At 72.6% G+C, this 25,044-nt stretch carries 29 protein-coding genes; 6 read left to right on the top strand and 23 right to left on the bottom strand.

Annotation, left to right across the window (positions count from 1 at the left end; all coding sequences use genetic code 11):
• Positions 1-30: 30 nt before the first annotated feature.
• The 11 genes from lgt to hisI all read right to left on the bottom strand — a co-directional run bounded on the left by lgt (position 31) and on the right by hisI (position 9,456).
• Positions 31-1,092 carry a prolipoprotein diacylglyceryl transferase gene (gene lgt / locus AC067N_RS01740; RefSeq protein WP_478676878.1) on the bottom strand — a complete coding sequence of 354 codons (1,062 nt, stop codon included), beginning with the start codon at positions 1,090-1,092 and terminating at the stop codon, positions 31-33.
• A gap of 126 nt (positions 1,093-1,218) precedes the next feature.
• Positions 1,219-1,995, bottom strand: a complete 777-nt coding sequence (locus tag AC067N_RS01735; RefSeq protein ID WP_478676877.1) for a thioredoxin domain-containing protein — start codon at positions 1,993-1,995, stop codon at positions 1,219-1,221.
• A gap of 152 nt (positions 1,996-2,147) precedes the next feature.
• On the bottom strand, positions 2,148-2,966 hold the full coding sequence (gene trpA, locus AC067N_RS01730; protein WP_478676876.1) for a tryptophan synthase subunit alpha: 819 nt from the start codon (positions 2,964-2,966) through the stop codon (positions 2,148-2,150).
• The gene (gene trpB / locus AC067N_RS01725; RefSeq protein ID WP_478676875.1) at positions 2,963-4,252 is read right to left on the bottom strand and encodes a tryptophan synthase subunit beta; all 1,290 of its coding nucleotides are present in this window, start codon (positions 4,250-4,252) and stop codon (positions 2,963-2,965) included. The genes trpA and trpB overlap by 4 nt, the downstream gene beginning before the upstream one ends.
• Positions 4,253-4,468: 216 nt before the next feature.
• Positions 4,469-4,810: a tryptophan biosynthesis modulator TrpM gene (trpM, locus tag AC067N_RS01720; RefSeq protein WP_478676874.1), complete on the bottom strand. Its 342-nt coding sequence runs from the start codon at positions 4,808-4,810 to the stop codon at positions 4,469-4,471.
• Between the two features lie 8 nt (positions 4,811-4,818).
• On the bottom strand, positions 4,819-5,628 hold the full coding sequence (gene trpC, locus AC067N_RS01715) for an indole-3-glycerol phosphate synthase TrpC (RefSeq protein WP_478676873.1): 810 nt from the start codon (positions 5,626-5,628) through the stop codon (positions 4,819-4,821).
• Positions 5,629-5,800: 172 nt separating this feature from the next.
• Positions 5,801-6,271 (bottom strand): DUF2752 domain-containing protein, encoded by a 471-nt coding sequence (locus AC067N_RS01710; RefSeq protein WP_478676872.1) that lies wholly within the window; start codon positions 6,269-6,271, stop codon positions 5,801-5,803.
• 81 nt (positions 6,272-6,352) lie between these two features.
• A complete protein-coding gene (locus AC067N_RS01705; RefSeq protein ID WP_478676871.1) occupies positions 6,353-6,625 on the bottom strand; it encodes an HGxxPAAW family protein in 273 nt (90 codons plus the stop codon).
• 197 nt (positions 6,626-6,822) lie between these two features.
• Positions 6,823-7,467: a TIGR02234 family membrane protein gene (locus tag AC067N_RS01700; RefSeq protein ID WP_478677173.1), complete on the bottom strand. Its 645-nt coding sequence runs from the start codon at positions 7,465-7,467 to the stop codon at positions 6,823-6,825.
• Positions 7,468-7,519: 52 nt separating this feature from the next.
• Positions 7,520-9,007, bottom strand: coding sequence for an anthranilate synthase component I (locus AC067N_RS01695; protein WP_478676870.1), 1,488 nt, complete (start codon positions 9,005-9,007; stop codon positions 7,520-7,522).
• A gap of 11 nt (positions 9,008-9,018) precedes the next feature.
• Entirely contained in the window at positions 9,019-9,456 is a 438-nt protein-coding gene (hisI, locus tag AC067N_RS01690; protein WP_478676869.1) for a phosphoribosyl-AMP cyclohydrolase, read from the bottom strand.
• Between the two features lie 193 nt (positions 9,457-9,649).
• On the opposite strand from hisI, the gene AC067N_RS01685 reads away from it, so the two are divergent.
• Positions 9,650-10,285, top strand: a complete 636-nt coding sequence (locus AC067N_RS01685; RefSeq protein ID WP_478676868.1) for a TIGR03085 family metal-binding protein — start codon at positions 9,650-9,652, stop codon at positions 10,283-10,285.
• A 99-nt stretch (positions 10,286-10,384) separates the two neighbouring features.
• Here the strand turns inward: AC067N_RS01685 and hisF are convergent, their stop codons facing one another.
• From hisF to hisD, 8 genes are read right to left on the bottom strand one after another with little or no spacing between them, the layout of a single operon-like run.
• Entirely contained in the window at positions 10,385-11,140 is a 756-nt protein-coding gene (hisF, locus tag AC067N_RS01680; protein WP_478676867.1) for an imidazole glycerol phosphate synthase subunit HisF, read from the bottom strand.
• A 15-nt stretch (positions 11,141-11,155) separates the two neighbouring features.
• On the bottom strand, positions 11,156-11,560 hold the full coding sequence (locus AC067N_RS01675; RefSeq protein WP_478676866.1) for a RidA family protein: 405 nt from the start codon (positions 11,558-11,560) through the stop codon (positions 11,156-11,158).
• Positions 11,557-12,282 (bottom strand): bifunctional 1-(5-phosphoribosyl)-5-((5-phosphoribosylamino)methylideneamino)imidazole-4-carboxamide isomerase/phosphoribosylanthranilate isomerase PriA, encoded by a 726-nt coding sequence (priA, locus tag AC067N_RS01670; protein ID WP_478676865.1) that lies wholly within the window; start codon positions 12,280-12,282, stop codon positions 11,557-11,559. Before priA ends, AC067N_RS01675 begins: the two co-directional genes overlap by 4 nt.
• Positions 12,283-12,285: 3 nt before the next feature.
• A complete protein-coding gene (hisH, locus tag AC067N_RS01665) occupies positions 12,286-12,951 on the bottom strand; it encodes an imidazole glycerol phosphate synthase subunit HisH (RefSeq protein ID WP_478676864.1) in 666 nt (221 codons plus the stop codon).
• Positions 12,948-13,112, bottom strand: a complete 165-nt coding sequence (locus AC067N_RS01660) for a hypothetical protein (protein WP_055711383.1) — start codon at positions 13,110-13,112, stop codon at positions 12,948-12,950. The genes hisH and AC067N_RS01660 overlap by 4 nt, the downstream gene beginning before the upstream one ends.
• The gene (gene hisB / locus AC067N_RS01655; RefSeq protein ID WP_055512118.1) at positions 13,109-13,702 is read right to left on the bottom strand and encodes an imidazoleglycerol-phosphate dehydratase HisB; all 594 of its coding nucleotides are present in this window, start codon (positions 13,700-13,702) and stop codon (positions 13,109-13,111) included. The genes AC067N_RS01660 and hisB overlap by 4 nt, the downstream gene beginning before the upstream one ends.
• Positions 13,699-14,838, bottom strand: a complete 1,140-nt coding sequence (locus AC067N_RS01650) for a histidinol-phosphate transaminase (RefSeq protein WP_478676863.1) — start codon at positions 14,836-14,838, stop codon at positions 13,699-13,701. The genes hisB and AC067N_RS01650 overlap by 4 nt, the downstream gene beginning before the upstream one ends.
• Positions 14,835-16,157: a histidinol dehydrogenase gene (hisD, locus tag AC067N_RS01645; protein ID WP_478676862.1), complete on the bottom strand. Its 1,323-nt coding sequence runs from the start codon at positions 16,155-16,157 to the stop codon at positions 14,835-14,837. The genes AC067N_RS01650 and hisD overlap by 4 nt, the downstream gene beginning before the upstream one ends.
• A 184-nt stretch (positions 16,158-16,341) precedes the next feature.
• On the opposite strand from hisD, the gene AC067N_RS01640 reads away from it, so the two are divergent.
• The 4 genes from AC067N_RS01640 (at position 16,342) to ybaK (ending at position 20,425) form a co-directional block, all read left to right on the top strand.
• The gene (locus tag AC067N_RS01640; RefSeq protein ID WP_478676861.1) at positions 16,342-17,925 is read left to right on the top strand and encodes an oxidoreductase; all 1,584 of its coding nucleotides are present in this window, start codon (positions 16,342-16,344) and stop codon (positions 17,923-17,925) included.
• Positions 17,926-18,075: 150 nt separating this feature from the next.
• Entirely contained in the window at positions 18,076-19,134 is a 1,059-nt protein-coding gene (locus tag AC067N_RS01635) for a hypothetical protein (RefSeq protein WP_478676860.1), read from the top strand.
• A gap of 11 nt (positions 19,135-19,145) precedes the next feature.
• Entirely contained in the window at positions 19,146-19,886 is a 741-nt protein-coding gene (locus AC067N_RS01630) for an LON peptidase substrate-binding domain-containing protein (protein ID WP_478676859.1), read from the top strand.
• Positions 19,887-19,924: 38 nt separating this feature from the next.
• Positions 19,925-20,425: a Cys-tRNA(Pro) deacylase gene (gene ybaK, locus AC067N_RS01625; RefSeq protein WP_478676858.1), complete on the top strand. Its 501-nt coding sequence runs from the start codon at positions 19,925-19,927 to the stop codon at positions 20,423-20,425.
• An 84-nt stretch (positions 20,426-20,509) separates the two neighbouring features.
• On the opposite strand, the gene AC067N_RS01620 is transcribed toward ybaK, so the two are convergent.
• The 4 genes from AC067N_RS01620 to AC067N_RS01605 all read right to left on the bottom strand — a co-directional run bounded on the left by AC067N_RS01620 (position 20,510) and on the right by AC067N_RS01605 (position 24,506).
• The gene (locus AC067N_RS01620) at positions 20,510-21,166 is read right to left on the bottom strand and encodes a DUF2567 domain-containing protein (RefSeq protein WP_478676857.1); all 657 of its coding nucleotides are present in this window, start codon (positions 21,164-21,166) and stop codon (positions 20,510-20,512) included.
• Positions 21,167-21,200: 34 nt separating this feature from the next.
• Positions 21,201-22,025, bottom strand: a complete 825-nt coding sequence (locus AC067N_RS01615) for an ABC transporter permease (protein ID WP_478676856.1) — start codon at positions 22,023-22,025, stop codon at positions 21,201-21,203.
• Positions 22,026-22,135: 110 nt separating this feature from the next.
• Positions 22,136-23,116 carry an ABC transporter ATP-binding protein gene (locus AC067N_RS01610; protein ID WP_478677172.1) on the bottom strand — a complete coding sequence of 327 codons (981 nt, stop codon included), beginning with the start codon at positions 23,114-23,116 and terminating at the stop codon, positions 22,136-22,138.
• Positions 23,117-23,294: 178 nt separating this feature from the next.
• Positions 23,295-24,506 (bottom strand): NYN domain-containing protein, encoded by a 1,212-nt coding sequence (locus AC067N_RS01605; protein WP_478676855.1) that lies wholly within the window; start codon positions 24,504-24,506, stop codon positions 23,295-23,297.
• Between the two features lie 311 nt (positions 24,507-24,817).
• Between AC067N_RS01605 and AC067N_RS01600 the strand changes: the two genes are divergently transcribed.
• Entirely contained in the window at positions 24,818-24,979 is a 162-nt protein-coding gene (locus tag AC067N_RS01600; RefSeq protein WP_478676854.1) for a hypothetical protein, read from the top strand.
• Positions 24,980-25,044: the final 65 nt, after the last annotated feature.

The raw sequence follows: 25,044 nt of genomic DNA, 5'->3' as shown, positions 1-25,044 counted from the left end.
GCGGCGGATCACAGCGATGCGGGCGAGCCCTCAGCTCTTCTCGGCGGCCTGAGGCGCGTCCGAGACCTTGGCGTTCTTCCCGTCCTTCGCGTCCTTCTTCTCCTCGGACGTCGCGGCGGCCTTCCCCGAGGACTTCCCGGACTCGGACGCCTTGTCGGCGGTCTCCTCGGAACTCGTGCCGGCGGCCTTCTCCGAGCCCTTGCCGGCGGCCTCCTCCGATTCCGCGTCCCCCTCCTTGTCGAGGGCTGCGGAGTCGTCGTCACCGTCACCGTCACCGGCGCCGGGCTCGACGATCTCCTCGCGCCCCGGCCGCTTACGGGCCGACAGCACGATGTAGATCACGGCGAGGACGAACACGAACAGAGCGGTCCAGTTGTTGAGCCGCAGCCCCAGGATGTGGTGGGCGTCGTCGACCCGCATGTACTCGATCCAGAACCGCCCCGCGCAGTACGCCGCGACGTACAGCGCGAACGCCCGCCCGTGCCCCAGCCGGAAGCGCCGGTCGGCCCAGATGACCAGCACCGCGACCCCGATGCACCACAGGGACTCGTACAGGAAGGTCGGGTGGTAGGTGCCCGGCATCCGCCCGTCCGTGGAGGACGTGATCTCCAGGGCCCACGGCAGGTCCGTCGGCCTGCCGTACAGCTCCTGGTTGAACCAGTTGCCCCATCGGCCGATCGCCTGTGCGAGGGCGATACCGGGCGCGACGGCGTCGGCGTAGGCGGGCAGCGGGATGCCGCGGCGGCGGCACCCGATCCACGCGCCCACGGCGCCGAGGGCGATCGCGCCCCAGATGCCGAGGCCGCCCTCCCAGACCTTGAAGGCGTCCACCCAGTCACGGCCCTCGCTGAAGTACAGCTCGTAGTCCGTGATCACGTGGTAGAGCCGGCCGCCGATCAGGCCGAAGGGAACGGCCCAGACCGCGATGTCGGCGACGGTGCCGGCGCGCCCGCCCCGGGCGACCCAGCGTTTGTTGCCGAGCCAGACGGCTACGAAGACACCGATGATGATGCAGAAGGCGTAGCCGCGCAGCGGGACGGGTCCGAGGTAGAGCACCCCGCGCGACGGGCTGGGAATGTAGGCAAGTTCCATGGCAGGGTCGACGCTACCCTGCCGGGCCCGGCCGACGGCGGGCAGCCCGGCAACGGGTCCATAACGCCGTACCACGAACTCCCGGCCGCCACAGGGAATTCCGCGGTCCCGGGCACACCGCGGATTTCACCCCTGGGCGTTCTTCTCCACCATCTGCTTCAGCTTGGCCGGGGTCATCGACCGGTCGGCGTAGATGTCGGTGCCGTTGAGGAAGACGCTCGGTGTGCCGCCGAAGCGGCCCTTCTGGAAGGCCTCGTTGGACTTCGCGACCCAGGCGTCGTGCGTGCCGTCCTCGACACAGGTGCGGAACGCGGCCGTGTCGAGGCCGTCGACCTTCTTCGCCAGGTCGATCAGCGTGCTGTTCCGCGAGAAGGCGTCGTCGGTCTCGGGCGGCTGGTTCTGGTACAGCACGTCGTGGTACGCGGGGAACTTGCCGGCGGTCTGCGCGCACGCGGCGGCGTTGGCGGCCTTGCGGGAGCCGCTGCCGCCCATGTTCCCGTCGATCAGGGTGGCGAGGCGGTACTCGACCTTCAGTTGGCCGGACTCGGTCAGTTCGTGGATCGTCGAGCGGTACGCGTCCTCGAAGGACTTGCAGGCCGGGCAGCGGAAGTCCTCCCAGACCGTGAGAGTGGACCTCGCGCCGGCGTCCCCCACGGGGAGCACGAGGCTGTTCTCGCCGTTCGCCCCGGAGGGTGCCACGACCGGGCCCGAGGCGTCGCCGCCGTCGTCCTTGCCCGCGTTCGCCGCCACGACGCCGATCACGGCGGCCAGCCCGAGGACACACACCACCGCGGCTCCCACGATCAACGTCCGACGGCGCTTCTCGGCGGCCTTCTGCTTCTCGCGCTCCTCCGCCAGCCGCTGACGGGCGGTGCGCTTTGCCTCACGGTTCTTCTCGCTCACATCCCGCAGAACGAACCGGGGAGGCGCACCGCGCCTCCCCGGTCCCACTTCCACCCCTTCGGGTGAGCGGACGACCCGCTAGGCCCCGCCCGCCTCGTACGACAAACGGGTGTACGTCACGCGCTCCTCACCCGCCGGGGCGGACCCGCCCGTCACACACTCCGGCGAACGCCCTTGGCGAGGTCACCGGCCAGCTCCCGGACGGCGTCCAGACCGGCCGCCTCGTCGGGGGCGTCCAGCATCCGCTTGACGAACGCGGAGCCGACGATCACCCCGTCGGCGAACCCGGCGACCTCGGCGGCCTGCTCGGCGTTGGAGACACCGAGGCCGACGCAGACCGGCAGTCCGGTGCCCGTGGCCCGGGTGCGCCGCACCAGGTCCTGGGCCTGGGCGCCGACCGACTCCCGGGTGCCCGTGACGCCCATCAGCGAGGCGGCGTAGACGAAGCCGCTGCCCGCCGCGGTGATCTCGGCGAGGCGGGCGTCCTTGCTGCTGGGAGCCACCACGAAGACCGTGCCGAGGCCGTGCTTCTCGGCGTGCTCCCGCCACAGCGCCGACTCCTGCACGGGCAGGTCGGGCAGGATGCAGCCCGCTCCGCCGGCCTCCGCGAGCTCGGCGGTGAAGCGCTCGACGCCGTAGCGGTCGATGGGGTTCCAGTACGTCATGACGAGGACGGGCTTGCCGGTGGCCGCGAAGGCCTCCCGCACCGTGCGCATCACATCCGCGATCTTGACGCCGCCGCGCAGGGCGATGTCGTCGGCGGTCTGGATGACCGGGCCGTCGAGGACCGGGTCACTGTGCGGCAGACCGATCTCGACGACGTCGGCGCCGCCCTCGAAGACCGCCTTGATCGCGGCGATACCGCCGTCGACGGTCGGGAACCCGGCCGGCAGATAGGCGATGAGCGCGGACCGCCCCTCCGCCTTGGCGGCGGCGAGGGTGTCACTCAACAGCTGGATGTTCCCGCTCACTTGGCGTCCCCCTCGATCTCGGCGGTGTCGGCGGCGTTGGCGGCGACCTCGGCGTCGGGCCCCTCGTCGTAGAGACCGAAGTACCGGGCCGCCGTGTCCATGTCCTTGTCGCCGCGCCCGGAGAGGTTGACGACGATCAGCCCGTCCCTGCCCAGTTCCCTGCCGACCTCCAGGGCACCGGCGAGGGCGTGCGCGCTCTCGATCGCCGGGATGATGCCCTCGGTGCGCGACAGCAGCCGCAGCGCCCGCATGGCCGCGTCGTCGGTTACCGCGCGGTACTCGCCGCGGCCGCTGTCCTTGAGGTAGGCGTGCTCGGGGCCGATGCCCGGGTAGTCCAGACCGGCCGAGATCGAGTACGGCTCGGTGATCTGCCCTTCCTCGTCCTGGAGGACGTACGACCGCGAGCCGTGCAGGATGCCCGGCTCGCCGGCGGTCAGCGTCGCGGCGTGCTCGCCGGTCTCGACGCCGTGGCCCGCGGGCTCGCAGCCGATGAGCCGTACGGAGGCGTCCGGGATGAAGGCGTGGAAGAGGCCGATGGCGTTGGAGCCGCCGCCCACGCAGGCGACGGCGGCGTCGGGCAGCCGCCCGGCGCGCTCCAGCAGCTGCCGCCGGGCCTCGACGCCGATGACCCGGTGGAAGTCGCGGACCATGGCGGGGAAGGGGTGCGGCCCGGCCACGGTCCCGAAGAGGTAGTGCGTGCGGTCGACGTTGGCCACCCAGTCGCGGAACGCCTCGTTGATGGCGTCCTTGAGGGTCCGGGAGCCCGACTTCACGGCGACGACCTCGGCACCCAGCATGCGCATGCGGGCCACGTTGAGGGCCTGCCGCTGGGTGTCGATCTCGCCCATGTAGATGGTGCAGTCGAGCCCGAAGAGCGCGCAGGCGGTGGCGGTGGCGACGCCGTGCTGGCCCGCGCCGGTCTCGGCGATGACCCGGGTCTTGCCCATGCGCTTGGTGAGCAGGGCCTGCCCCAGCACGTTGTTGATCTTGTGGGACCCGGTGTGGTTGAGGTCCTCGCGCTTGAGGAAGACCCGGGCGCCGCCGGCGTGCTCGGCGAACCGGGGCACCTCGGTCAGGGCACTGGGCCGGCCCGTGTAGTTGACGAGCAGGTCGTCGAGCTCGCGCGCGAACTCGGGGTCGGCCTTCGCCTTGTCGTACTCGACGGCCACCTCGTCCACGGCGGCGACCAGCGCCTCCGGGATGAACTTGCCGCCGTACGCGCCGAAATACCCCTCGGCGCTGGGGACCTGACCCTCCGGGTCGGGGATGAAGAACTCGCTGGACATGCGACTACCTCACAGGGGCACAGCCCCGATGTCGATCGGACGATGAGAGGCCCGTACGGGCACGTCACCGGTGACGAGCGGCGCGGGGCAGCCGCCGGCGGCAGCTCGCGCGGCGACACCGAAGCGGCCGAAGCGGCCGGAGCAGTCCGAAGCGGCCGGAGCCGTACTCGTCTTCCGGTGGACGGGCGTCGCCCGGCGTGCGCAGCGGTACTCCGCTCAGCTCACCGCGGGCGACACGGTCCGGGGCCATCGCATGCCGTTCACCTGGCCCGGCTCGTCACCGATGACATAGCGGACCCGGCGCCCGTGGACCCGGCGGGCGGGCGCCCGGCAGCCACGGGGACGGCACCCGCGCGCGAGACGGGCGTAGGGGTCCCGGCCGGTCTTGGTGAGCGAGAACATCGGGGCACAGCCTACCGGCCCGGCCTCACCCGTATGAGGGATGCCGGGCTCGGCCGCACCGGCCGGGGGCGCGGCCGCCGTGGCCGGCCGTACGCACCTCGCGGACCCGGCCGGGACGTGCCCCGGCCGGTCGGCGGCGAAGGTGCGGTCGGTCATGACGGGGGTCAGCTCCGCCCGTGGCGCAGCGCCGGGTGCTCGCCCGCTGCGACGAGGTCGGCGACGGCCGTCCTCGGGTCCTTGCCGGTGACGAGGGACTCGCCCACGAGGACCGCGTCGGCGCCCGCGTTGGCGTAGGCGATGAGGTCGTGGGGGCCCCGGACGCCCGACTCGGCGACCTTGACGATGCGGTCGGGGATCTCGGGGGCGACCCGCTCGAAGGTGGAGCGGTCGACCTCGAGGGTCTTGAGGTTGCGCGCGTTGACGCCGATCACACGGGCGCCCGCGTCGACGGCCCGCTCGACCTCGTCCTCGTCGTGGACCTCGACGAGCGGGGTGAGTCCGATGGACTCGGCGCGCTCGATCAGGGACTCGAGGGCGGGCTGGTCGAGGGCCGCGACGATCAGCAGGGCCAGATCGGCGCCGTACGCCCGCGCCTCCCACAGCTGGTAGGAGGTGACGATGAAGTCCTTGCGCAGCACGGGGATGTCCACGCGGGCCCGCACGGCCTCCAGGTCGGCCAGCGAACCGCCGAAGCGGCGCTGTTCGGTGAGGACGGAGATGACCGCCGCGCCGCCCGCCTCGTAGTCGGCGGCGAGGCCGGCCGGGTCGGCGATCGCGGCCAGCGCGCCCTTGGAGGGGCTGGAACGCTTGACCTCGCAGATCACCTTGACGCCGTCACCGCGCAGGGCGGCCGCTCCGTCCTTGGCCGCCGGAGCCTTCGCCGCGCGCTCCTTGAGCTCTTCGAGGCTGACGCGGGCCTGCCGCTCCGAAAGGTCGGCACGGACTCCGTCGATGATCTCGTCGAGCACACTCACGCGAGCGGCCCCCTTTCAGACGGTTGCGGTCGGTGACAACGTCCGACAGTCGTTTTCCGGCTGTCGAGCGCTTCACAGGGTCCTGGCAGTTCACTGCGATGGTAGCCGGACCGGGGCACAGCTCTCGCATCCGGTTGACGGCGGTCCCACCACCTGGACCCTCCCGGCGCGATCAAGGATGCAGCCCTCCCCCGAACGGCAGGTTCCGGACAACCGTGAAGGCCAGCACCGACACGCCGAGCACCCACAGCCCCACAGGGCGGAGTTCGAGCCGCATCGGGCGTCCCCGTGCCGCCCGCACCGCCCAAGCGGTCCACAGCACCGCGAAGGCCAGAAAGGCGGCCACCGCGAGCGCGTTGTCCGTGAGGGCGGTGGCGAGGTCCCCGTGGGCGAAGGCGTGGGCGCTGCGCAGCCCGCCGCAGCCGGGGCAGTACAGGCCGGTGAAGCGCCAGAGCGGGCATACGGGGTAGTGGCCGGGTTCGTTGGGGTCAACGGCGGCGACATACGCGAAGGCCCCGCCGACGGCCGCGAGGGCGGCGGTCGGCGCCCAGAGGCGCCGCAGCACCCCGCCGGGGGCCGGGGTGACCTGTTCGGCGTGCGGGGACGGCGCGGCTGGCCGGGGCTCGGCGTTCACACACCGCATTGTGCCCGGCGCGCGCCACGCGCGCGCGAGAAGGGCGGTCGGGGCGCCCTGCGGCGCACCGGACCGCCCCGCGCGGTTGCGTCAGCTCTTGGCCGTGGCGGGCTCGCCGGTGATGGACTTGGCCTCCGTCGCCGCGCCGGACCAGTCGTCGCCGTGCGCCGACTTCGTCTGGCCGAGGCCCATCGACTTCATGATCAGGCCGACCACACCGCCGAGCAGGACGATGACCATGCCCGCCCAGAATCCCAGCGGTTCGGCCATCACCATGTAGGCGCCCGAGACGCAGAATCCGATGAAGGCGATGGTGACGCCGGTCCAGGCGGCCGGGGTGTGGCCGTGGCTGCTGCCCGCCATGACTTTGCTCCTCGTTGCTCAGTTGCTCAGTTGCTCAATGCGAGTGCTCGATGCGTGTCGCTCGATGCCTGTGGTGAGTCGGACGCTCGTCGTCCATTGTCCCGTACGCCCTCGGGTGCCTTGAGCGGGGGTCCTCCCCGCCCGGCCCGGCCCGGCGACGGGTCGCCGTGCCGCTCTGCCGGCGGCGCTCCGGCGGTCTACGCCGGGTCCCGGCCGGTGGGGTCCTCGCCCCGGTCCAGGGCCTTCCACATGTCCTCGGGCCGGTCGGGGTCCACCGGCTCGGCCTTGCGCTGCCGGGGCCTGCCGTCACGCTCGTAGCGGCCGGACATCGCGGGCCACAGCCGTCCGTACCGGAGGGCGAGCAGCCCGGCCAGCAGGATGAGGGCGCCGCCGACCGCGGCGACGTACGGCCAGCCGGTGTGGCTGAGCGTGCCGACGGTGGCGGAGGCGTCGCCGGAGGCCTCGGCGGCCTTGTCGTCGAGCGCCGAACTGTCGTAGGCGCCGAACAGCGCCGCGGCGATGGTGCCCGCGCCGGAGAGGGCGAGCAGCACGGCGACCAGGACGCGCCCGGAGCGGCGGACGGCGAAGACGGCGACGAGCGCGGCGAGGCCCACGACGGCGAGGGCCGCGGGCACGCCCGTGACGTCGCTGCCCTTGGCGGTCAGTGGAAAGGCGCCGCCGGCCACCGACGCCGTGCCCTCGGACCAGCGCTGGCGGGTGGCGAGCAGCGCGACGGCGGCGCCGAGCGCGCCGCTCAGCAACGCCAGGGCGAGGCTGCGTCGGCCGGAGCGGACGAACGCGGACTCGGAACGGGGGTGAGGTACTGCGGTCACGTACTCCACTATCGCCTGCGCCACGGGTGGGTCGGCACCCGGGGCGGACGTGAGAAGCGCCCTATTGTCCGAGCCGGTTCGCCGTGTGCACGGCGCGCAGCACCGCCGCCGCCTTGTTGCGGCACTCGGTGTCCTCCGCGACGGGGTCGGAGTCGGCGACGATGCCGGCGCCGGCCTGGACGTATGCCGTGCCGTCGCGCAGCAGGGCCGTGCGGATGGCGATGGCGGTGTCCGAGTCGCCGGCGAAGTCCAGATAGCCGACGCAGCCGCCGTACAGGCCGCGTCGGGAGGGCTCCAGCTCGTCGATGATCTGCATCGCGCGCGGCTTGGGGGCGCCGGAGAGGGTACCGGCGGGGAAGCAGGCGGTCAGCACGTCGAACGCGGTACGCCCCGCGGCGACCCGGCCGGTGACGGTCGAGACGATGTGCATGACATGGGAGTACCGCTCGATGGACATGAAGTCGACGACCTCGACGGAGCCCGGTTCGCAGACCCGGCCCAGGTCGTTGCGCCCCAGGTCCACGAGCATGAGGTGCTCGGCGCGCTCCTTGGGGTCGGCGAGCAGTTCGTCGGCGAGGGCCTGGTCCTCCTGCGGGGTGGCGCCCCGGTGCCGGGTACCGGCGATGGGGTGGACCATGGCCTGTCCGTCCTCGACCTTGACCAGGGCCTCGGGCGAGGAGCCGACGACGTCGAAGCCGTCGAACCGGAACAGGTACATGTACGGGGAGGGGTTCGTCGCCCTGAGGACCCGGTAGACGTCCAGCGCGCTCGCCGTGCACGGGGTCTCGAAGCGCTGGGAGGGGACGACCTGGAAGGCCTCGCCCGCGCGGATGCGCTCCTTGATGTCCTCGACGGCCTCCTGGAAGTCGGGGCCGCCCCAGCGCGCGGTGTACTCGGGCAGCTCCGAGGGCGGGAGGGCCGCCGGGGGCTGGGCGACGGGCCGGCCGAGGTCGGCCTGCATGGCGTCGAGGCGGGCGACGGCGTCGGCGTATGCCTCGTCGACGCCGGTGTCCAGGTCGTTGTGGTTGATGGCGTTGGCGATCAGCAGGACCGAGCCCTCCCAGTGGTCCATGACCGCCAGGTCGCTCGTCAGCAGCATGGTCAGCTCGGGCAGCCGCAGGTCGTCCTGCTCGCCGGTGCCGATCTTCTCCAGGCGGCGCACGATGTCGTAGCCGAGGTAGCCGACCATGCCGCCGGTGAAGGGGGGCATGCCCTCGTGGTGCGGGGTGTGGAGCGCCTCGATGGTGGCGCGCAGGGCGGCGAGGGGGTCGCCGTCGACCGGGACCCCGACCGGCGGGGTGCCGAGCCAGTGCGCCTGGCCGTCCCGGGCGGTGAGGGTGGCGTGGCTGCGGACGCCCACGAAGGAGTAGCGAGACCATTGGAACGCGGTGCGGCCGTTCTCCGCCGACTCCAGGAGGAAGGTGCCGGTGCGCTCGGCGGCGAGCTTGCGGTAGAGCGCGACCGGGGTGTCCCCGTCGGCGAGGAGCTTGCGGCTGACGGGGATGACACGGCGGTCGGAGGCCAGCTTGCGGAAGGTCTCGAGGTCCATGGCGGCTGACCTTACTGATCCAGTGGCGGTACGCCGGAATCGGCGCCGCTTTCGACGGGCTTGAGGACGTCCTCGTCGAAGCAGGTGCGGGCGCCGGTGTGGCACGCGGCGCCGATCTGGTCGACCTTGACGAGGACGGTGTCGGCGTCGCAGTCCAGGGCGACCGACTTCACCCACTGGACATGGCCGGAAGTATCGCCCTTGACCCAGTACTCGCGGCGGCTGCGCGACCAGTAGGTGCAGCGTCCGGTGGTGAGGGTGCGGTGGAGGGCCTCGTCGTCCATCCAGCCGAGCATGAGCACCTCGCCGGTGTCGTACTGCTGGGCGATGGCGGGCAGGAGCCCGTCGGCGCTGCGCTTGAGGCGCGCGGCGATCTCGGGGTCCAGCCCGCCGGGGCCGCTCGGGGCTCCGGGACCGCTGGGGCTGCTGGGGGACGGCGTGCTGGTCATGCGTGCCATTGTGCCGCGCCGCGGCGATCCGCCCCGCCCGTTGTCCACAGGCCGGACCCTATCGTCGTACGAACAACTCCCGTGTGGACGACGGCCCCGCGCGAGCCGGTACCGCGCCCTGCGCCGTCCCGGCCCTGGCGCGTCTGCGGCACCTGCGCTGGGCGGCCGGGGCCGCCGGTCGTAGGCTGGCGGCATGTCGACCCATGCCAAGCGTGAACGGCTCCTTTTCGCCGACCTGTTGGAGACCTCGGGCCCTGATGCGCCCACCCTGTGCGAGGGCTGGACGACCCGGGACCTGGCCGCGCACGTAGTGGTGCGCGAGCGCCGCCCCGACGCCGCCGGGGGCATCCTCATCAAGCAGCTCGCCTCCCGCCTGGACCGGGTGATGGAGGAGTTCGCCGCGAAGCCGTTCGAGGAGCTGATCCAGCTCATCCGTACCGGCCCCCCGCGTTTCTCGCCCTTCTCCCTGAAGCAGATCGACGAGGCGTCCAACACGATCGAGTTCTACGTCCACACCGAGGACATCCGCCGCGCCCAGGCCGACTGGTCGCCGCGCGAACTCGACCATGTCTTCCAGGACGCGCTCTGGTCCCGGCTGGAGCGCACCGCCCGGCTCATGGGCCGCGGCGCCCCCACCGGCCTGGTCCTGCGCCGCCCGGACGGGCAGACCGCGGTCGCCCACCGCGGGACGCCGGTCGTCACGGTCACCGGCGAGCCCTCGGAGCTGCTGCTGTTCCTCTACGGCCGCCAGCAGGTCGCCGACGTGGAGCTGGAGGGCGAGAAGGAGGCGATCGCCAGGCTCCACGAGACGAAGCAACTGGGTATCTGACCCGCTTCCGCTCCGGCTCCCCCGCCCGTACGCGCGCCCCCGGGCGCGGGTGAGCCCCGGTCACCGGGTGACCGGGGCTCGCCTCGGGACCGGCTGGTGTCACCGCACCGGGTGGCCCGCCTCCCGCAGCGCGTTCTTGACCTCGCCGATGCGGAGGTCCCCGAAGTGGAAGACCGAGGCGGCGAGGACGGCGTCGGCGCCGGCCGCGATGGCCGGGGGGAAGTCGGTGAGCCTGCCGGCACCGCCGGAGGCGATGACGGGGACCGTGACGTGCTTGCGGACGGCGGCGATCATCTCCAGGTCGTAGCCGTCCTTCGTGCCGTCCGCGTCCATGGAGTTGAGCAGGATCTCCCCGGCGCCCAGCTCGGCCGCCCGGTGGGCCCACTCGACGGCGTCGATGCCGGTGCCCTTGCGTCCGCCGTGGGTGGTGACCTCGAAGGACCCGGACTCCGTGCGCCGGGCGTCCACCGAGAGGACCAGGACCTGCCGGCCGAAGCGCTCGGCGATCTCGCGGATCAGGTCGGGGCGGGCGATCGCGGCGGTGTTCACGCCGACCTTGTCCGCTCCCGCCCGCAGCAGCTTGTCGACGTCCTCGGCGGTGCGGACGCCGCCGCCGACCGTCAGCGGGATGAAGACCTGCTCGGCGGTGCGGCGCACCACGTCGTAGGTGGTCTCGCGGTTGCCGGAGGACGCGGTGATGTCCAGGAACGTCAGCTCGTCGGCGCCCTCGGCGTCGTACACCTTGGCCATCTCGACGGGGTCGCCCGCGTCGCGCAGGTTCTGGAAGTTGACTCCCTTGACGACCCGGCCGTTGTCCACGTCCAGGCAGGGGATGACTCGGACCGCCAGGGTCATGAATCCACGGCTCCTTCAGGAAGGCCTCTGGCCTTTGAATGCTTCGATTTCCACTTCGACGAGGACGCGCGGGTCGAAGAAACCGTCCACGACCAGCAGGGTCGCGGCGGGACGCACGGGCTCGAACAGTTCCCTGTGGGCCCGCCCGACCGCGTCGACGTCCCGCAGATGCGCGAGGTACATCCTCGTCCGGATCACGGACTCGGCGCCGAGTCCGAACTCACCGAGCGCCTCGATCGCGCTGGTGAAGGCCACCTTGGCCTGCTCGTACGGGTCGCCCTCCCCGTAGAGCACATCGCCTCTGAAGGACGTGGTGCCCGCCACCAGCACGCGGTCGCCCGCCGCGACGGCACGCGCGGAGCCGAAGGACTCCTCCCAGGGACTCCCGCTCTGTACCCGCCGCACGGCATCGGACGTCATGACGACACAGCCTCCAGGGCCTCTTCCAGGGTGAACGCCTTCGCGTACAGGGCCTTCCCGACGATGGAGCCCTCGACACCGAGGGGTACCAGCTCGGCGATGGCGCGGAGGTCGTCGAGGGAGGACACGCCGCCGGACGCCACGACCGGGCGGTCGGTGACCGCGCAGACGTTGCGCAGCAGCTCCAGGTTGGGGCCCTGGAGGGTGCCGTCCTTGGCGATGTCCGTGACGACGTACCGGGCGCAGCCCTCCTTGTCGAGGCGCTCCAGCGTCTCGTAGAGGTCGCCGCCGTCGCGGGTCCAGCCGCGGCCGCGCAGGGTCGTGCCCTTGACGTCGAGGCCCACCGCGATCTTGTCGCCGTGCTCGGCGATGACCTTGGCGACCCACTCGGGGGTCTCCAGGGCGGCGGTGCCGAGGTTCACTCGGGTGCAGCCGGTGGCGAGGGCCTTCGCCAGGGAGGCGTCGTCCCGGATGCCTCCGGACAGCTCGACCTTGATGTCCATCGCCCGCGTGACCTCGGCGACCAGCTCGCGGTTGTCGCCGGTGCCGAACGCGGCGTCCAGGTCGACCAGGTGCAGCCACTCGGCGCCCGCCCGCTGCCAGGAGAGGGCGGCCTCCAGCGGGGAGCCGTAGGAGGTCTCCGTGCCGGACTCGCCGTGCACGAGGCGGACGGCCTGGCCGTCACGGACGTCGACGGCGGGAAGGAGTTCGAGCTTTGCCATGGTCTACAGGGTTCCGATCCAGTTGTTCAGCAGCTGGGCTCCGGCGTCGCCGGACTTCTCGGGGTGGAACTGCGTGGCCCACAGGGCGCCGTTCTCGACGGCCGCCACGAAGGGCTTGCCGTGCGTCGACCAGGTGACCCTGGGCGCGGTGATCGTCGGGTTGTGCGTCTCCAGGGCCCAGTCGTGGACGGCGTAGGAGTGCACGAAGTAGAAGCGGGCGTCGGCGTCCAGGCCCGCGAACAGCTCGGAGCCGGCCGGCGCGTCGACGGTGTTCCAGCCCATGTGGGGCACGATCTCGGCCTGGAGCGGCTCGACCGCGCCGGGCCACTCGTCGAGGCCCTCGGTCTCCACGCCGTGCTCGATGCCGCGCGCGAAGAGGATCTGCATGCCGACGCAGATGCCCATGACCGGGCGTCCACCGGCGAGCCTGCGGTCGATGATCCAGTCGCCGCGCGCCTCCTTCAGGCCCTTCATGCAGGCGGCGAAGGCGCCGACGCCGGGCACCAGCAGCCCGTCCGCGTTCATCGCCTTGTCGAAGTCACGCGTTATCTCGACGTCGGCTCCCACGCGCGCGAGGGCGCGCTCGGCGGAGCGGACATTGCCGAAGCCGTAGTCGAAGACGACCACGCGCTTCGGGGAGGTGGTCCTCCCCGCGTTCTCGGTGCTCAATTCCACACCTCCAGCCTCATGACGCCCGCGACGAGGCACATCGCGGCGGCGATGGACAGCAGCACGATGAGGCCTTTCGGCATCTGCTGCTTGACGAAGGAGATGATCCCGCCGACCAGGAACAGACCGACGACGATCAGGATGGTCGAGAGGCTGTTCACAGGGCGCCCTTCGTGGAGGGCAGGATCCCGGCCGCGCGGGGGTCGCGTTCGGAGGCGTAGCGCAGAGCGCGGGCCAGCGCTTTGAACTGGCACTCGACGATGTGGTGGGCGTTGCGCCCGTACGGGACGTGGACGTGCAGCGCTATCTGGGCCTGGGCGACGAAGGACTCCAGGATGTGCCGGGTCATCGTGGTGTCGTACTCGCCGATCATCGGCGCCATCTTCTCCGGCTCGGTGTGCACGAGGTACGGGCGGCCGGAGAGGTCGACGGTGACCTGGGCGAGGGACTCGTCCAGCGGGACCGTGCAGTTGCCGAAGCGGTAGATGCCCACCTTGTCGCCGAGGGCCTGCTTGAATGCGGCGCCCAGCGCGAGGGCGGTGTCCTCGATGGTGTGGTGGGAGTCGATGTGCAGGTCGCCGTCGGTCTTCACGGTGAGGTCGAACAGTCCGTGGCGGCCGAGCTGGTCGAGCATGTGGTCATAGAAGCCGACCCCGGTGGAGATCTCCGTGCGGCCGGTGCCGTCGAGGTTGATCTCGACGACGACCGACGTCTCCTTGGTGACCCGCTCCACGCGTCCAACGCGGTTCATGCGCTCTGCTCCTCCGGGGGTGTGGGGGTGTCCCCCACATAGCTCCATAGTTCACGTACCGCGTCGAGGAACGCGTCGTTCTCGGCCGGGGTTCCGGCGGTCACCCGCAGCCACCCCGGTACGCCGTTGTCCCGGACCAGGACGCCCCGGTCGAGGATCTTCCGCCACATCTTGTGCGCGTCGTCGAATGTCCCGAACTGCACGAAGTTGGCGTCGGACTCGGTGACGTCGTAGCCGATGGCGCGCAGCTCGGCGACCAGCCGGTCCCGCTCCGCCTTCAGCTGCTCGACATAGCCGAGGAGGGTGTCGGTGTGCTCCAGGGCGGCCAGGGCGGTCGCCTGGGTGACGGCGGAGAGGTGGTAGGGCAGCCGTACGAGCTGGACCGCGTCCACGACCGCCGGGTGCGCGGCGAGGTAGCCGAGGCGCAGTCCGGCGGCGCCGAAGGCCTTGGACATGGTGCGCGAGACGACGAGATTCGGCCGTCCTTCGAGCAGCGGCAGCAGGGAGTCGCCGTGGCTGAACTCGATGTAGGCCTCGTCGACGACGACCATGGACGGCTTCGCCGCCTGGGCGGCCTCGTACAGGGCGAGGACCGTCTCCTGGGGGACCGCGTTGCCCGTGGGGTTGTTGGGGGTGGTGACGAAGACGACGTCGGGCCGGTGCTCGGCGATGGCCCGCTCGGCCGCCGCGAGGTCGATCGTGAAGTCGTCGCCCCGGGGGCCGGAGATCCAGCCCGTGCCGGTGCCGCGCGCGATGAGGGAGTGCATCGAGTACGACGGCTCGAAGCCGATGGCCGTGCGGCCGGGTCCGCCGAAGGTCTGCAGCAGCTGCTGGATCACCTCGTTGGAGCCGTTGGCCGCCCAGACGTTCCTCACGTCCACGGCGAACCCGGAGGTCCGCGTCAGGTACTCGGCGAGGCGGGTCCGCAGTTCCACCGCGTCCCGGTCGGGGTAGCGGTTGAGGTTCCGTGCCGCCTCGCGCACCCGCTCGGTGATCCGCTCGACGAGCGGCTCGGGCAGGGGGTAGGGGTTCTCGTTGGTGTTCAGCCGTACCGGGACGTCGAGCTGGGGCGCGCCGTAGGGGCTCTTGCCGCGCAGCTCGTCCCGGACGGGCAGATCGTCGATTCCGAAGCTCACTGTCCAGGTACCTTCCAGTCGAACCGCGCCTTGATCGCCGCGCCGTGGGCGGGCAGGTCCTCCGCCTCCGCCAGCGTGACCACGTGGTGCGCGACGTCGGCCAGCGCCTCCTGCGTGTAGTCGACGATGTGGATGCCGCGCAGGAAGGACTGGACGGACAGACCGGAGGAGTGGCAGGCGCAGCCGCCGGTCGGGAGCACGTGGTTGGAGCCCGCCGCGTAGTCGCCCAGCGAGACCGGCGCCCACGGTCCGAGGAAGATGGCGCCCGCGTTGACGACGCGCTCGGCGACCGCCGCGGCGTTCGCCGTCTGGATCTCCAGGTGTTCGGCGCCGTAGGCGTTGACGACCCGCAGGCCCTCGTCGATGCCGTCGACCAGGACGATCGCGGACTGGCGGCCCGCGAGGGCGGGGCGGATCCGGTCCTCGATGTGCTTGGTGGCCTCGACCTGCGGGCCCAGCTCCTTCTCGACGGCCTCGGCGAGTGCGACGGAGTCGGTGACGAGGACGGCGGCGGCGAGCGGGTCGTGCTCGGCCTGGCTGATCAGGTCGGCGGCGACGTGCGCCGGGTCGGCGGTGTCGTCCGCGAGGACCGCGATCTCGGTGGGGCCGGCCTCGGAGTCGATGCCGATGACGCCGGTGAAGTACCGCTTGGCGGCGGCCACCCAGATGTTGCCGGGGCCGGTGACCATGTTGGCGGGCGGGCAGGACTCGGTGCCGTACGCGAACATCGCGACGGCGGTGGCGCCGCCGGCCGCGTACACCTCGTCGACGCCGAGCAGGGCGCACGCGGCGAGGATCGTGGGGTGCGGCAGTCCGTCGAACTCGGCCTGCGCGGGCGAGGCCAGCGCGATCGAGGGGACGCCCGCCTCCTGCGCCGGGACCACGTTCATGATCACGGAGGAGGGGTAGACCGAGCGGCCGCCGGGGGCGTAGAGGCCGACGCGCTCGACCGGCACCCACTTCTCGGTGACGGTGCCGCCGGGCACGACCTCGGTGGTGTGCGTGGTGCGGCGCTGCTCGCGGTGGACGAGGCGGGCGCGGCGGATGGACTCCTCCAGGGCCGCGCGGACGGCCGGGTCGAGCCGGTCCAGCGCCTCCGTGAGGGCCTCGGCCGGGACCCGCACGGAGGTGAGGCGTACGCCGTCGAACTTCTCGGCGAAGTCGATCAGCGCCGCGTCCCCGCGATGATGCACGGCCTCGCAGATCGGACGCACCTTCTCCAGGGCGGCCGAGACGTCGAAGTCGGCTCGGGGCAGCAGGTCGCGCAGGGCGGGTCCCTTCGGGAGGGCGTCGCCGCGCAGATCGATTCGGGAGATCACATGCCCAATTCTCTCAGACCTCGGAGGGCGACCGTCCGCACGTTCCAATGGCTGATACGCGTCGGCGTGAGAAACCCGGAAGATCCTCTTCACGTCTAGCGTTCGGGGCGTCACTCAGCGGGCATCACCAGCATGAACTGTTGTGCGATACACGGGAGTGGCGGAGACGCAGGAAGGAAGAGCCGTGAGCGAGGGTGCCGCCATCCGGGACGAAGGAGACCTCCCGGACGACCTCACCGCCGCCGAGGCCGGTATGTGGCAGGCATTCCGCAACGGCAGCGTGTACGACCTCCGCAGCGGCGACACCGCCGAGGACGATCCGCACGGCGGCCACCCCTGGGGCCCGGAGCGGACGGTACGGGCGCGGATCGTGGCCTGGCTGCTGCTGGACGGGCCGCCGGCGCTGGCCGGCCGGGTGTCCGCGCTCAAGCTGGTCGGCGTGCAGATCAAGGGCGTCCTGGAGCTGGCCGGCGGTCAGGTGGTGCCGTACGTGGAGATGCGGGCCTGCCGCTTCGAGAAGGAGATCCTGGTGCCGGAGGCCCGGTTCACCACCGTGCGGCTGGTGGACTGCTCGGTGCCGCGTCTGGAGGCGGCCCGGCTGCACACGGAGGGCGATCTGCATCTGCCGCGCTGCCGCTTCCACAACGGGGTGCGGCTCGCCGACGCGCAGATCGGCACCGATCTGCTGCTCAACCAGGCCATCGTCTACCGCGACCGGCACGGCCGCTCCCTCTCCGCCGACGGCCTCAGCGTCGCCCAGGACGTGCAGGCGGAGATGCTGGAGTCGCACGGCGAGCTGAGCCTGCGCGGCGCGACCGTGGGCGCCTCGCTCAGCCTGCGCGGCAGCCGGCTCGCCAACCCCTACGGCCGCCTCGCCCTGAACGCGCCCCAGCTGACCGTCGAGCGCACCCTCTATCTGACCCCCGCCGGCGTCGGCAATCCGCTTTTCACCAGCGGCAGCACGCCCGCGCGCGGCACCCGCGTCCAGCGGTTCGAGTGCCAGGGCGGGATCCGGCTGGACGACGGGCGCTTCGGGGACGCCGTCGACCTGGAGCGTGCCAGGTTCACCTTCACGGATGAACAGGAGTTGTCGCTGCGCCGGGTCCAGGTGCCCGAGCTGCGTTTCCTCGGCGAGAGACCGGAGCGCGGCAAGGTCGTGCTGTCCGGCGCCCGCGTCGGCGTCCTCATCGACCGGGCGGACAGCTGGCCGGGACCGGGCAACCTCCAGATGGGCGGCTTCCAGTACGAGAACCTCGTACCGCGCGACCGGTTCCCGCTCGCCGGACGGCTGGAGTGGGTGGCGGCGGCGACCCCCGAGTACCAGCCGGAGCCGTACGAGCGGCTCGCCACCGTGCTGCGGGCCAGCGGCGACGACGAGGGCGCCCGCGAGGTGCTCCTCGCCAAGCAGCGCCACCGGCGGGAGAACCTGCCGCTCGCGGCGAAGCTCTGGGGCTACGCGCAGGACTGGACGGTGGCGTACGGGTACCGGCCGGGGCGGGCCGTCGTATGGATGGCGCTGCTGTGGGCGCTCGCCTCGTACGCCTTCTCCCACGCGGACCATCCGCCGATCAAGAGCGGCGAGCATCCGCACTGGAGCCCGTCCCTGTTCGCCCTGGATCTGCTGCTCCCGGTGATCGACCTCGGCCAGGTCGGCTACTGGCAGCTGCGCGGCGCCTGGCAGTGGCTGGCCGTGGTGGTGATCCTGCTGGGCTGGATCCTCGCGACGACGGTCGCCGCGGGTGCCACGCGGCTGCTGAGCAGGAACTGAAAAGGTTGTGAAGAGGCACAACCCGAGCCGTTCCGCCGCCGTCTTCCCACCGGACCATCGACCACGACACCGCCGTCGACCGCTGTACCGGGGACGGTGGGCACCGGTCCGCGCGGAGCGGTACCGGCCGGGCGCAGAGGGGGCGCGCCAATGGACCTGCTGCGCGCGCTCGTGCGTACGGCCCGGATGGTGAGGTACACCTCGGGGCTCGCCGACGGTCTGCCGGCCGACGACGAGGTGCTGCTCGACGCCCCCGACGAGCGGCTCGCGCCCGTGCTGGTCGCGGCCGGCCGGGGTGAGTACGCCCCCGTGGCCGGGCTTCTCGCGATGACGCGTGAGGCGGCGGAGTGGGAGAACCGCGACCGGTACGTGCTGCGGCTCGCCGCCTTCGCCCGGGCGCGTGACGAGTGGCTGCGGAACTGGCGGCGCGCCGCCCCGCACGACCCGGACGCCCTGCTGGTCCGGGCCGAGCTGGCGGTGGCCCGCGGCCGGCACTCCCCCGCCAGGGTGGAACCGCTGCGCGAGGCGGGTCCGTTGATCATGGCGGCCGCCGAGCGCGAGCCGCGGGACCCCGTGCCGTGGCGGATCGCCCTCGACCAGGCCCGGGGCACCGGCGTCGCCCGTACCGGCTTCGAGCGGCTGTGGGCGGAGGCGGTGCGCCGCTCCCCGCACCACTACGGCTGTCATGTATCGGCCCTGAAGTACCTCTCCGCCGCCTGGTACGGCTCGGACCGCGAGTGTTTCGACTTCGCCGAACGGGCCGCCGAGGACGCCCTGCCCGGCTCCCTCGTCCAGGCCCTTCCCGTGCGGGCGGCCTTCGCCCATCTCGTCGAGGGCGGCGGCCCCGGGGTGCGGCGCGCCCGGCTGGACGAGGCGGCGGACCGCGCGATCGCGCTCTCCGCCGAGTACGAGCCCGGCGACCCGTGGCCCGCCGAGGTCCGCAACCTCCTCACCTACGTCCTGGTGCGCCTCGAACGCTGGCGGGACGCCCTGGAACAACTGCGCAGGATCGGCCCGTACGCCACCTCGTTCCCCTGGGACCGGGTGTCGGGCGACCCGCTGGGCCAGTTCCTCCAACTCCGGGACGGCGTACGGCTGGAGGTGGCGTCATCGATGCCGCTGCTGACGAGGTCCGGGAAGCGCGCCGGGAGACCCGCGGCAAGGTCACAAACGAGTACGAGCGAACGCGCGCGCCCCGACGCCGACTAGGCTCTGGCCTCGTGACCACCGTCCGACTGCCGCTCTTCCCCCTGAACTCGGTGTTGTACCCGGGGCTCGTGCTTCCTCTGAACATCTTCGAGGAGCGCTACCGCGCCATGATGCGCGAGTTGTTGAAGACCCCCGAGGACGAACCACGCCGCTTCGCCGTCGTCGCCATCCGCGACGGCCACGAGGTCGCGCCGAGCGCACCCGGCATGCCGGACCCGACGGCGCTCCCGGAGCGCGGCCCGACGGCCGGATTCGGCGACGACCCCGCCAAGGCCTTCCACTCCGTGGGCTGCATCGCCGACGCGGCCACCATCCGGGAACGCGACAACGGCACGTTCGAGGTGCTCGCCACCGGCACGAACCGGGTACGGCTGCTCTCCCTGGACACGACCGGCCCGTTCCTCGTGGCGGATCTGGAGGAACTCCCGGAGGCGCCCGGCGACGAGGCGGGCGCGCTCGCGGAGGGCGTGCTGCGGGCCTTCCGGCAGTACCAGAAGCGTCTGGCCGGCGCGCGGGAGCGGTCGCTGTCGACGGGCGCGGACCTTCCCGACGAGCCTGCCGTGGTGTCGTATCTGGTCGCCGCGGCGATGATGCTCGACACCCCGGCCAAGCAGCGGCTCCTCCAGGCCCCCGACACGGCGTCCCGGCTGCGCGACGAGTTGAAACTCCTGCGCGCCGAGAGCGCCATCATCCGTAGTCTGCCGTCGTTGCCCGCGTCGGAACTGACGCGGGGTCCGACGAGCCTCAACTGAGGGCGGCTCCAGGACACGGCTACCGGGAACGGGCTGGGATGGCGAAGAAGTCGAAGAAGCAGCAGGCGGGGGGCACTCCGGCGACGGTGGCGCTGACGGCGGCGGGCGTGGGGTTCACCGTCCACGCCTATGAGCACGACCCGTCCCACCCCTCCTACGGCGAGGAGGCGGCGGAGGCGATGGGCGTCTCGCCCGAGCGCGTCTTCAAGACCCTTGTCGCGGACGTCGACGGCGCGCTGGTCGTCGCCGTGGTGCCGGTCGCGGGCCAGCTGGACCTGAAGGCGCTGGCGACGGCGGTCGGCGGCAAGCGCGCGGCGATGGCGGACCCCCTGCTCGCCGAACGCACCACGGGGTACGTCCGGGGCGGCATCTCCCCGCTGGGCCAGCGCAGGAAGCTCCGCATCGTCCTGGACGCGTCGGCCTCCGGCCACGCCACGATCTGCGTCTCGGCGGGGCGCCGGGGCTTGGAGGTCGAGCTTGCGCCGGGGGATCTGCTGGCGTTGACGGGGGCTACGTCGGCGCCTATCGCTCGCGCGTAGGACGCCACACAGCCCGGGAGTGCGGGTGGGTTTGGGCGGGTGCGGGTTCATTGCGGTTTCTCGCGCAGTTCCCCGCACCCCGAGCTATTTGGCGCCCTCGTACTCCTCGAACGGCTCGGGATCCCGTGGCCCGAACAGCGCGGTCAACCCCAGGTGCACCAGCAACCCCGCCAGCGGCCATGCCAGCAACGCCCCCTTCGCCGCCAGCTTGAGCGGCGCGGAGAAGGTCACCCCCCGCCCGACTTCCTTCGCCCGCGCCGCCACGTCCGTGCCGGGCCCGAGCCACACGCCGAGCCGCCATGCCACCACGGCCCCCAGCAGCCCGCCCACGGCGAGCGCCACGACCAGCGGCACACCCCCGCGCCGCCGCACGAGGAACACGGCGAGCGCGCTCAGCACGCCCATCCCCACGGCGAGCAGCGTGAACGTTCCGTCGACCCCGACGGCCTGCTCTCCCTCGGTGTCCTCGAAGTAGACCGACGACCCGTCGGAGACCAGCGGCACATGCGGGGCGAGCCACCACCACAGCACCCCGAGCAGCGCCCCGCCGACCAGCGTCATGACCACCGTGACGACGGCGGCCTCCAGCAGTTCCCTTCCCAGCCCGGGCCCGGACGGCCCGTCCGGCTCGTGCCACGCGTGTCCCACGCCCTGTCCGCCGGTGGGCGGCGGGGCCCAGGGGTCGGTCGGCGGCTGGTGGTGGTGCGGCTGCGGCGGAGGCGAGGAAAACGGTGCGGTCACTCTGACATCGTGCCAGGCGCGGCCGTGCGGCGCGTCACCGGACGGCGGCCCGGCGGTACGCCCAGGTGGCGACGGCGAGCGAGACGACACCGACCCCCGCGCACACGGCGAGATCACCGAGGACGAACGCCCAGTCGGGGTTCGGCCCGAAGGTCCGCGCGAAGGCCTCGACACCGTAGGTGGAGGGCAGCAGGTCGCGGGCGAACCGGATCAGGGCCGGCATCCGGTCGGCCGGGAGCACGCCCAGCAGCAGCGCCGCCGACATGCCCAGCTGCCCGAGGACGGTGGCGAGTTCGGGACGCGGGGCGAGCAGGCCCAGCGCGGCGCCGAGCCCGGCGAGGGCGGCCCCGGCGAGCGGGATCACCGCGGCGAGCACCCACAGATGGGCCAGTGGCAGCCCGAACAGCACGCACCCGAACACCGCGGTGACCGCGGTCCCCGGCACGGTGAACGACGCGTACGCGCCCGCGGCGCCCAGCACCACGGCCGCGGGCGGCACCGGCAGGGTCGCGTAGTGGTCGAGCCCGCCGCTCGACCGCAGCTGCCCGAAGTACTGCGCCAGCAGGTTCAGCGCCACGAACGCGACGACGAGCACGGACGAACCGGCGACGACGGCCCGTGCCTCGGCTCCGCCGTCCACCACTCCACGCATCAGGATCATGATCCCGACCGACTGGAAGGTGGCGACGAACAGCAGCGGGATCCGCGCGACCCGGGCCCGGGAGAGCTGCGCCCGGTACACGGCGGCGAGGGAGGGCCACAGCCGGGCGCGGGGCCCCAGCTCGGCGGCCTCCCGCTCCCCACGCTCCCCGGCTGCCAGGGCACTGCCCGGCAGGGCCTCGGCGGGTACGACACTCACGTCGGGCTGCTCCTTCGCGCTTCGGCTGAACGCCCATTCTCGTACGGCTGCGGCAGCCCTGGCGTTCACACCCGCACCGGCCGCCGCCCGGCCGCCCATGCCCGTGCCCGTCACGCCTTGACCAGGCCCTGTGCGTGGCCCGCGCTGCCGCCGAGGGCCAGGTAGACGTCCTCCAGGCTCGGTGTGGCCAGCGTGAAGTCGTCGAGCGCGACGAAGGCGGCGCCGCCGGTGACGGTGGCCACCACCGCGCGCGCCTCCTCCGGTGCGAGCCGCAGCGTCCAGCGGCGCCCGGACTCCACCGCCCGGGGCAGCAGCGCGGCGACCTCGGGCACCTCCAGCGGGGCCCGCTCGCGCCACACCAGCTCGACACGGACCTCGCCGGCGACCTTCTCCTTGAGTCCGGCCGGGGTGTCGCAGGCGATGACCCGCCCCCGGTCGAGAACGGCGACCCGGTCGAGGACGGTCTCGGCCTCGATGACGTTGTGGGTGACCAGCAGGACGGTGGTGCCTGACTCGGCGCGCCGCCGGTCGACGGCCGCCCACACGGACCGGCGGGCGACGGGGTCCATGCCGCTGGTCGGCTCGTCCAGCACCAGCAGCGGCCGCTCGCCGACGAGGGCGGTGGCGAAGCAGGCGAGCCGCCGCTGTCCTCCGGACAGCTTCTTCAGCGGCCGTGAGGCGAGTTGGCCGAGCCCGAGTTCGTCCAGGACGGCGTCCCGCTCGGCGCGCGCCCCCCGGACGTCGAGGCCGCGCAGCCGTCCGGTGGTCTCGGCGGCCAGCGCCACGGTCAGCTCGTCCAGCGCGGTCGACTCCTGGCCCAGGTAGGCGAGGATGCGGGAGGCCCGTTCCGGGTGCCGGACGATGTCGTGTCCGAGGATCTCGACGGTGCCGTCGTCGGGCCGCATGAGCCCGGTCAGCTGCCGTACGAGGGTGGTCTTGCCGGCCCCGTTGGGCCCGAGCAGTCCGAAGATCTCCCCGCGCCGGATCTCGAGACCGACCGCGTCGTTGGCCCGTACCTCGGGGGTTCCCGGCGCCCCGCGCCGCCCCCGGGTCGCCGGATAGGTCTTGGTGAGGCCCCGCACGGCACACACGACGTCCCCGTCATGCCGAACCGCCTGTGCCGAACGCGTACTCACGAGGGACGAGCCTACGGGGTCCCGGGCACCGAATCGTCTCCGGGTCACCCCTCCCGGGGCACAGGGAACCGCGCGACCGGCCACCGCGGGCCGGCGGCCGCCCGTGAACGGGCAGGCCCGAGCGGTGAGGCGCTCACTCCCCCGCCGGAGCGTGCTCCGCGGCCGTCCGCACGTCGATCTCCCGCCAGAACCCGGCCCGGATCGCGTACCGGTCGTGCTCGTCGATCTGGTCGTCCTTGTGCGCAAGGAGCCCGAACCGCGCCGCGTAGCGGAGCAGCTCCCCGTCCACCCGGTGCGGCACCCGCGGATACATCGCCGACAGCTTCTGCAGATGGGACTGGTCGGTCAGCCGCGACATCCACCGCCGGGCGAACACCTGTCCCACCTCGTAGGGGTCGCCGCCGACCGTGGTGATGTCCTCCTCGCGGTCGGCCCACCGCTGCTCCGCCGACGTCAGCTGCGCCAGCGTCGGCATCGCCGCCGCCTCCGGCGACTCCGCCGCGACACCGGGCCGGTCCACCCACCCCTTGTCGGAGGACCACCGCAGCGTGGCGGTCGTCGGAGGCGGCGCGGCGTGCGCGCCGGGCCCCCGCAGGGCGGCGAGGTCCTTCGGCGTCGGTACGCCCTTGGCCGCGGCCGGCACCCGCTCCGCGGCCCCGTTGCGCCCCACGGGGGCCTGTTCGGGCTCGGGGGCCGTCCGCTCCGCGCCGCCGAGGGCCGACTCGGGAAGCGGCGCCGACAGGATCGCGGCGATCTCCGGGCGGGGCACGGGAGGCGGCGCGCAGATCCCGCCGACTTCCTTCGCCCGCACGGCCTTGGTGATCCACGCCCGGTCGAGCACACGCCGTTCGTCGGCCTCGGCGACGAGGTCCTCGGACTGGTTGTAGTCCCCGTCGGCGGCCTGCACGGCCCACAGGTGCACGGCGACTCCGTGCTCCTTGGCCGCCATCATGCCCGGCAGCAGATCCCCGTCACCGGTCACGAGGACCACGTCGGAGCAGGCCCGGTTGCGGGCCAGCTCGGTCAGCTCGGCGTGCATGGCGGCGTCCACGCCCTTCTGCGCCCAGCGCCCGTCGCTGCGGGTCAGCGCGCCCAGCCGGACCGTCACCCGGGGCATCACGCGCAGCCTGCGGTGTTCGGGCTGCGGTACGCGGTCGGGGGCGCCGTCGAACCAGTAGATGCGCAGCAGGGGGCGCTCGGTGTCGGCCTCGGCGCGTTCGCGCAGGCCCTGGATGAGGGCCGAGTGGTCGACGGTGATGCGGGAGCGGGAGGGTTCCCCGGCGAGGAGGCTGGCGGCCGCGCCGAGCAGATACCCGGCGTCCACCAGGACGATGCAGCGGTCCACGCGATCCACCCTCTTTCCGGGAGGTTTGCTTGGGGGTCCTTTCACTATGCCCGTCCGGGTCGCGCGGCCGGTCGGATGCTCATGGTGAAAGGCCCCCTTGGGGCTTCCTTCGAGTCTGCCCGACCTCGCGGAGGTTAACGGCCGGAACTGGATCATCGGCGTGGCGTGTTCGCCGGTCGCGCGGTCCATCGCGCCGCGGGTGGCGACAACGGTGGTCACGGACGGTGATTCCCCGACATGCGCGGCGTGTCGGGCTATGTGAATCTGGTCGCGGCCCTGGCCCCTAGATCCCCCACAGGAGGCAGATCACCATGGCCAAGAACAAGAAGCAGGACCGTAAGCCCTCGTCCGAGCGTCGTCAGCAGGAGGTGCAGCAGTCCTCCATGGAGTCGACCGCCGACCAGAGCGTCTCCGCGGTGACCCCCGGCGACATGGCCCGCAAGGGCCGGCACAAGCGCTTCGGTCACAACTGACATCCGTGTGACGGGCCGATCGCAGCCCGATGGCACCGAGGGGCGCATCCGGAACTCCGGATGCG

Source organism: Streptomyces sp. NPDC042364 (assembly GCF_056437585.1).
The sequence above is the reverse complement of the archived record's forward strand: the minus strand, read 5'-3'. Positions and strand labels throughout refer to the sequence as shown.

What these genes read in the sequence shown, in the direction of transcription:
- lgt (WP_478676878.1), bottom strand. Translation starts at nt 1,092, where the DNA reads ATGGAACTTGCCTACATTCCCAGCCCGTCGCGCGGGGTGCTCTACCTC.
- trpB (WP_478676875.1), bottom strand. Translation starts at nt 4,252, where the DNA reads ATGTCCAGCGAGTTCTTCATCCCCGACCCGGAGGGTCAGGTCCCCAGC.
- trpM (WP_478676874.1), bottom strand. Translation starts at nt 4,810, where the DNA reads ATGACCGACCGCACCTTCGCCGCCGACCGGCCGGGGCACGTCCCGGCC.
- AC067N_RS01710 (WP_478676872.1), bottom strand. Translation starts at nt 6,271, where the DNA reads ATGCGGTGTGTGAACGCCGAGCCCCGGCCAGCCGCGCCGTCCCCGCAC.
- AC067N_RS01705 (WP_478676871.1), bottom strand. Translation starts at nt 6,625, where the DNA reads ATGGCGGGCAGCAGCCACGGCCACACCCCGGCCGCCTGGACCGGCGTC.
- AC067N_RS01695 (WP_478676870.1), bottom strand. Translation starts at nt 9,007, where the DNA reads ATGGACCTCGAGACCTTCCGCAAGCTGGCCTCCGACCGCCGTGTCATC.
- hisI (WP_478676869.1), bottom strand. Translation starts at nt 9,456, where the DNA reads ATGACCAGCACGCCGTCCCCCAGCAGCCCCAGCGGTCCCGGAGCCCCG.
- AC067N_RS01685 (WP_478676868.1), top strand. Translation starts at nt 9,650, where the DNA reads ATGTCGACCCATGCCAAGCGTGAACGGCTCCTTTTCGCCGACCTGTTG.
- hisF (WP_478676867.1), bottom strand. Translation starts at nt 11,140, where the DNA reads ATGACCCTGGCGGTCCGAGTCATCCCCTGCCTGGACGTGGACAACGGC.
- AC067N_RS01675 (WP_478676866.1), bottom strand. Translation starts at nt 11,560, where the DNA reads ATGACGTCCGATGCCGTGCGGCGGGTACAGAGCGGGAGTCCCTGGGAG.
- priA (WP_478676865.1), bottom strand. Translation starts at nt 12,282, where the DNA reads ATGGCAAAGCTCGAACTCCTTCCCGCCGTCGACGTCCGTGACGGCCAG.
- hisB (WP_055512118.1), bottom strand. Translation starts at nt 13,702, where the DNA reads ATGAACCGCGTTGGACGCGTGGAGCGGGTCACCAAGGAGACGTCGGTC.
- AC067N_RS01635 (WP_478676860.1), top strand. Translation starts at nt 18,076, where the DNA reads ATGGACCTGCTGCGCGCGCTCGTGCGTACGGCCCGGATGGTGAGGTAC.
- ybaK (WP_478676858.1), top strand. Translation starts at nt 19,925, where the DNA reads ATGGCGAAGAAGTCGAAGAAGCAGCAGGCGGGGGGCACTCCGGCGACG.
- AC067N_RS01600 (WP_478676854.1), top strand. Translation starts at nt 24,818, where the DNA reads ATGGCCAAGAACAAGAAGCAGGACCGTAAGCCCTCGTCCGAGCGTCGT.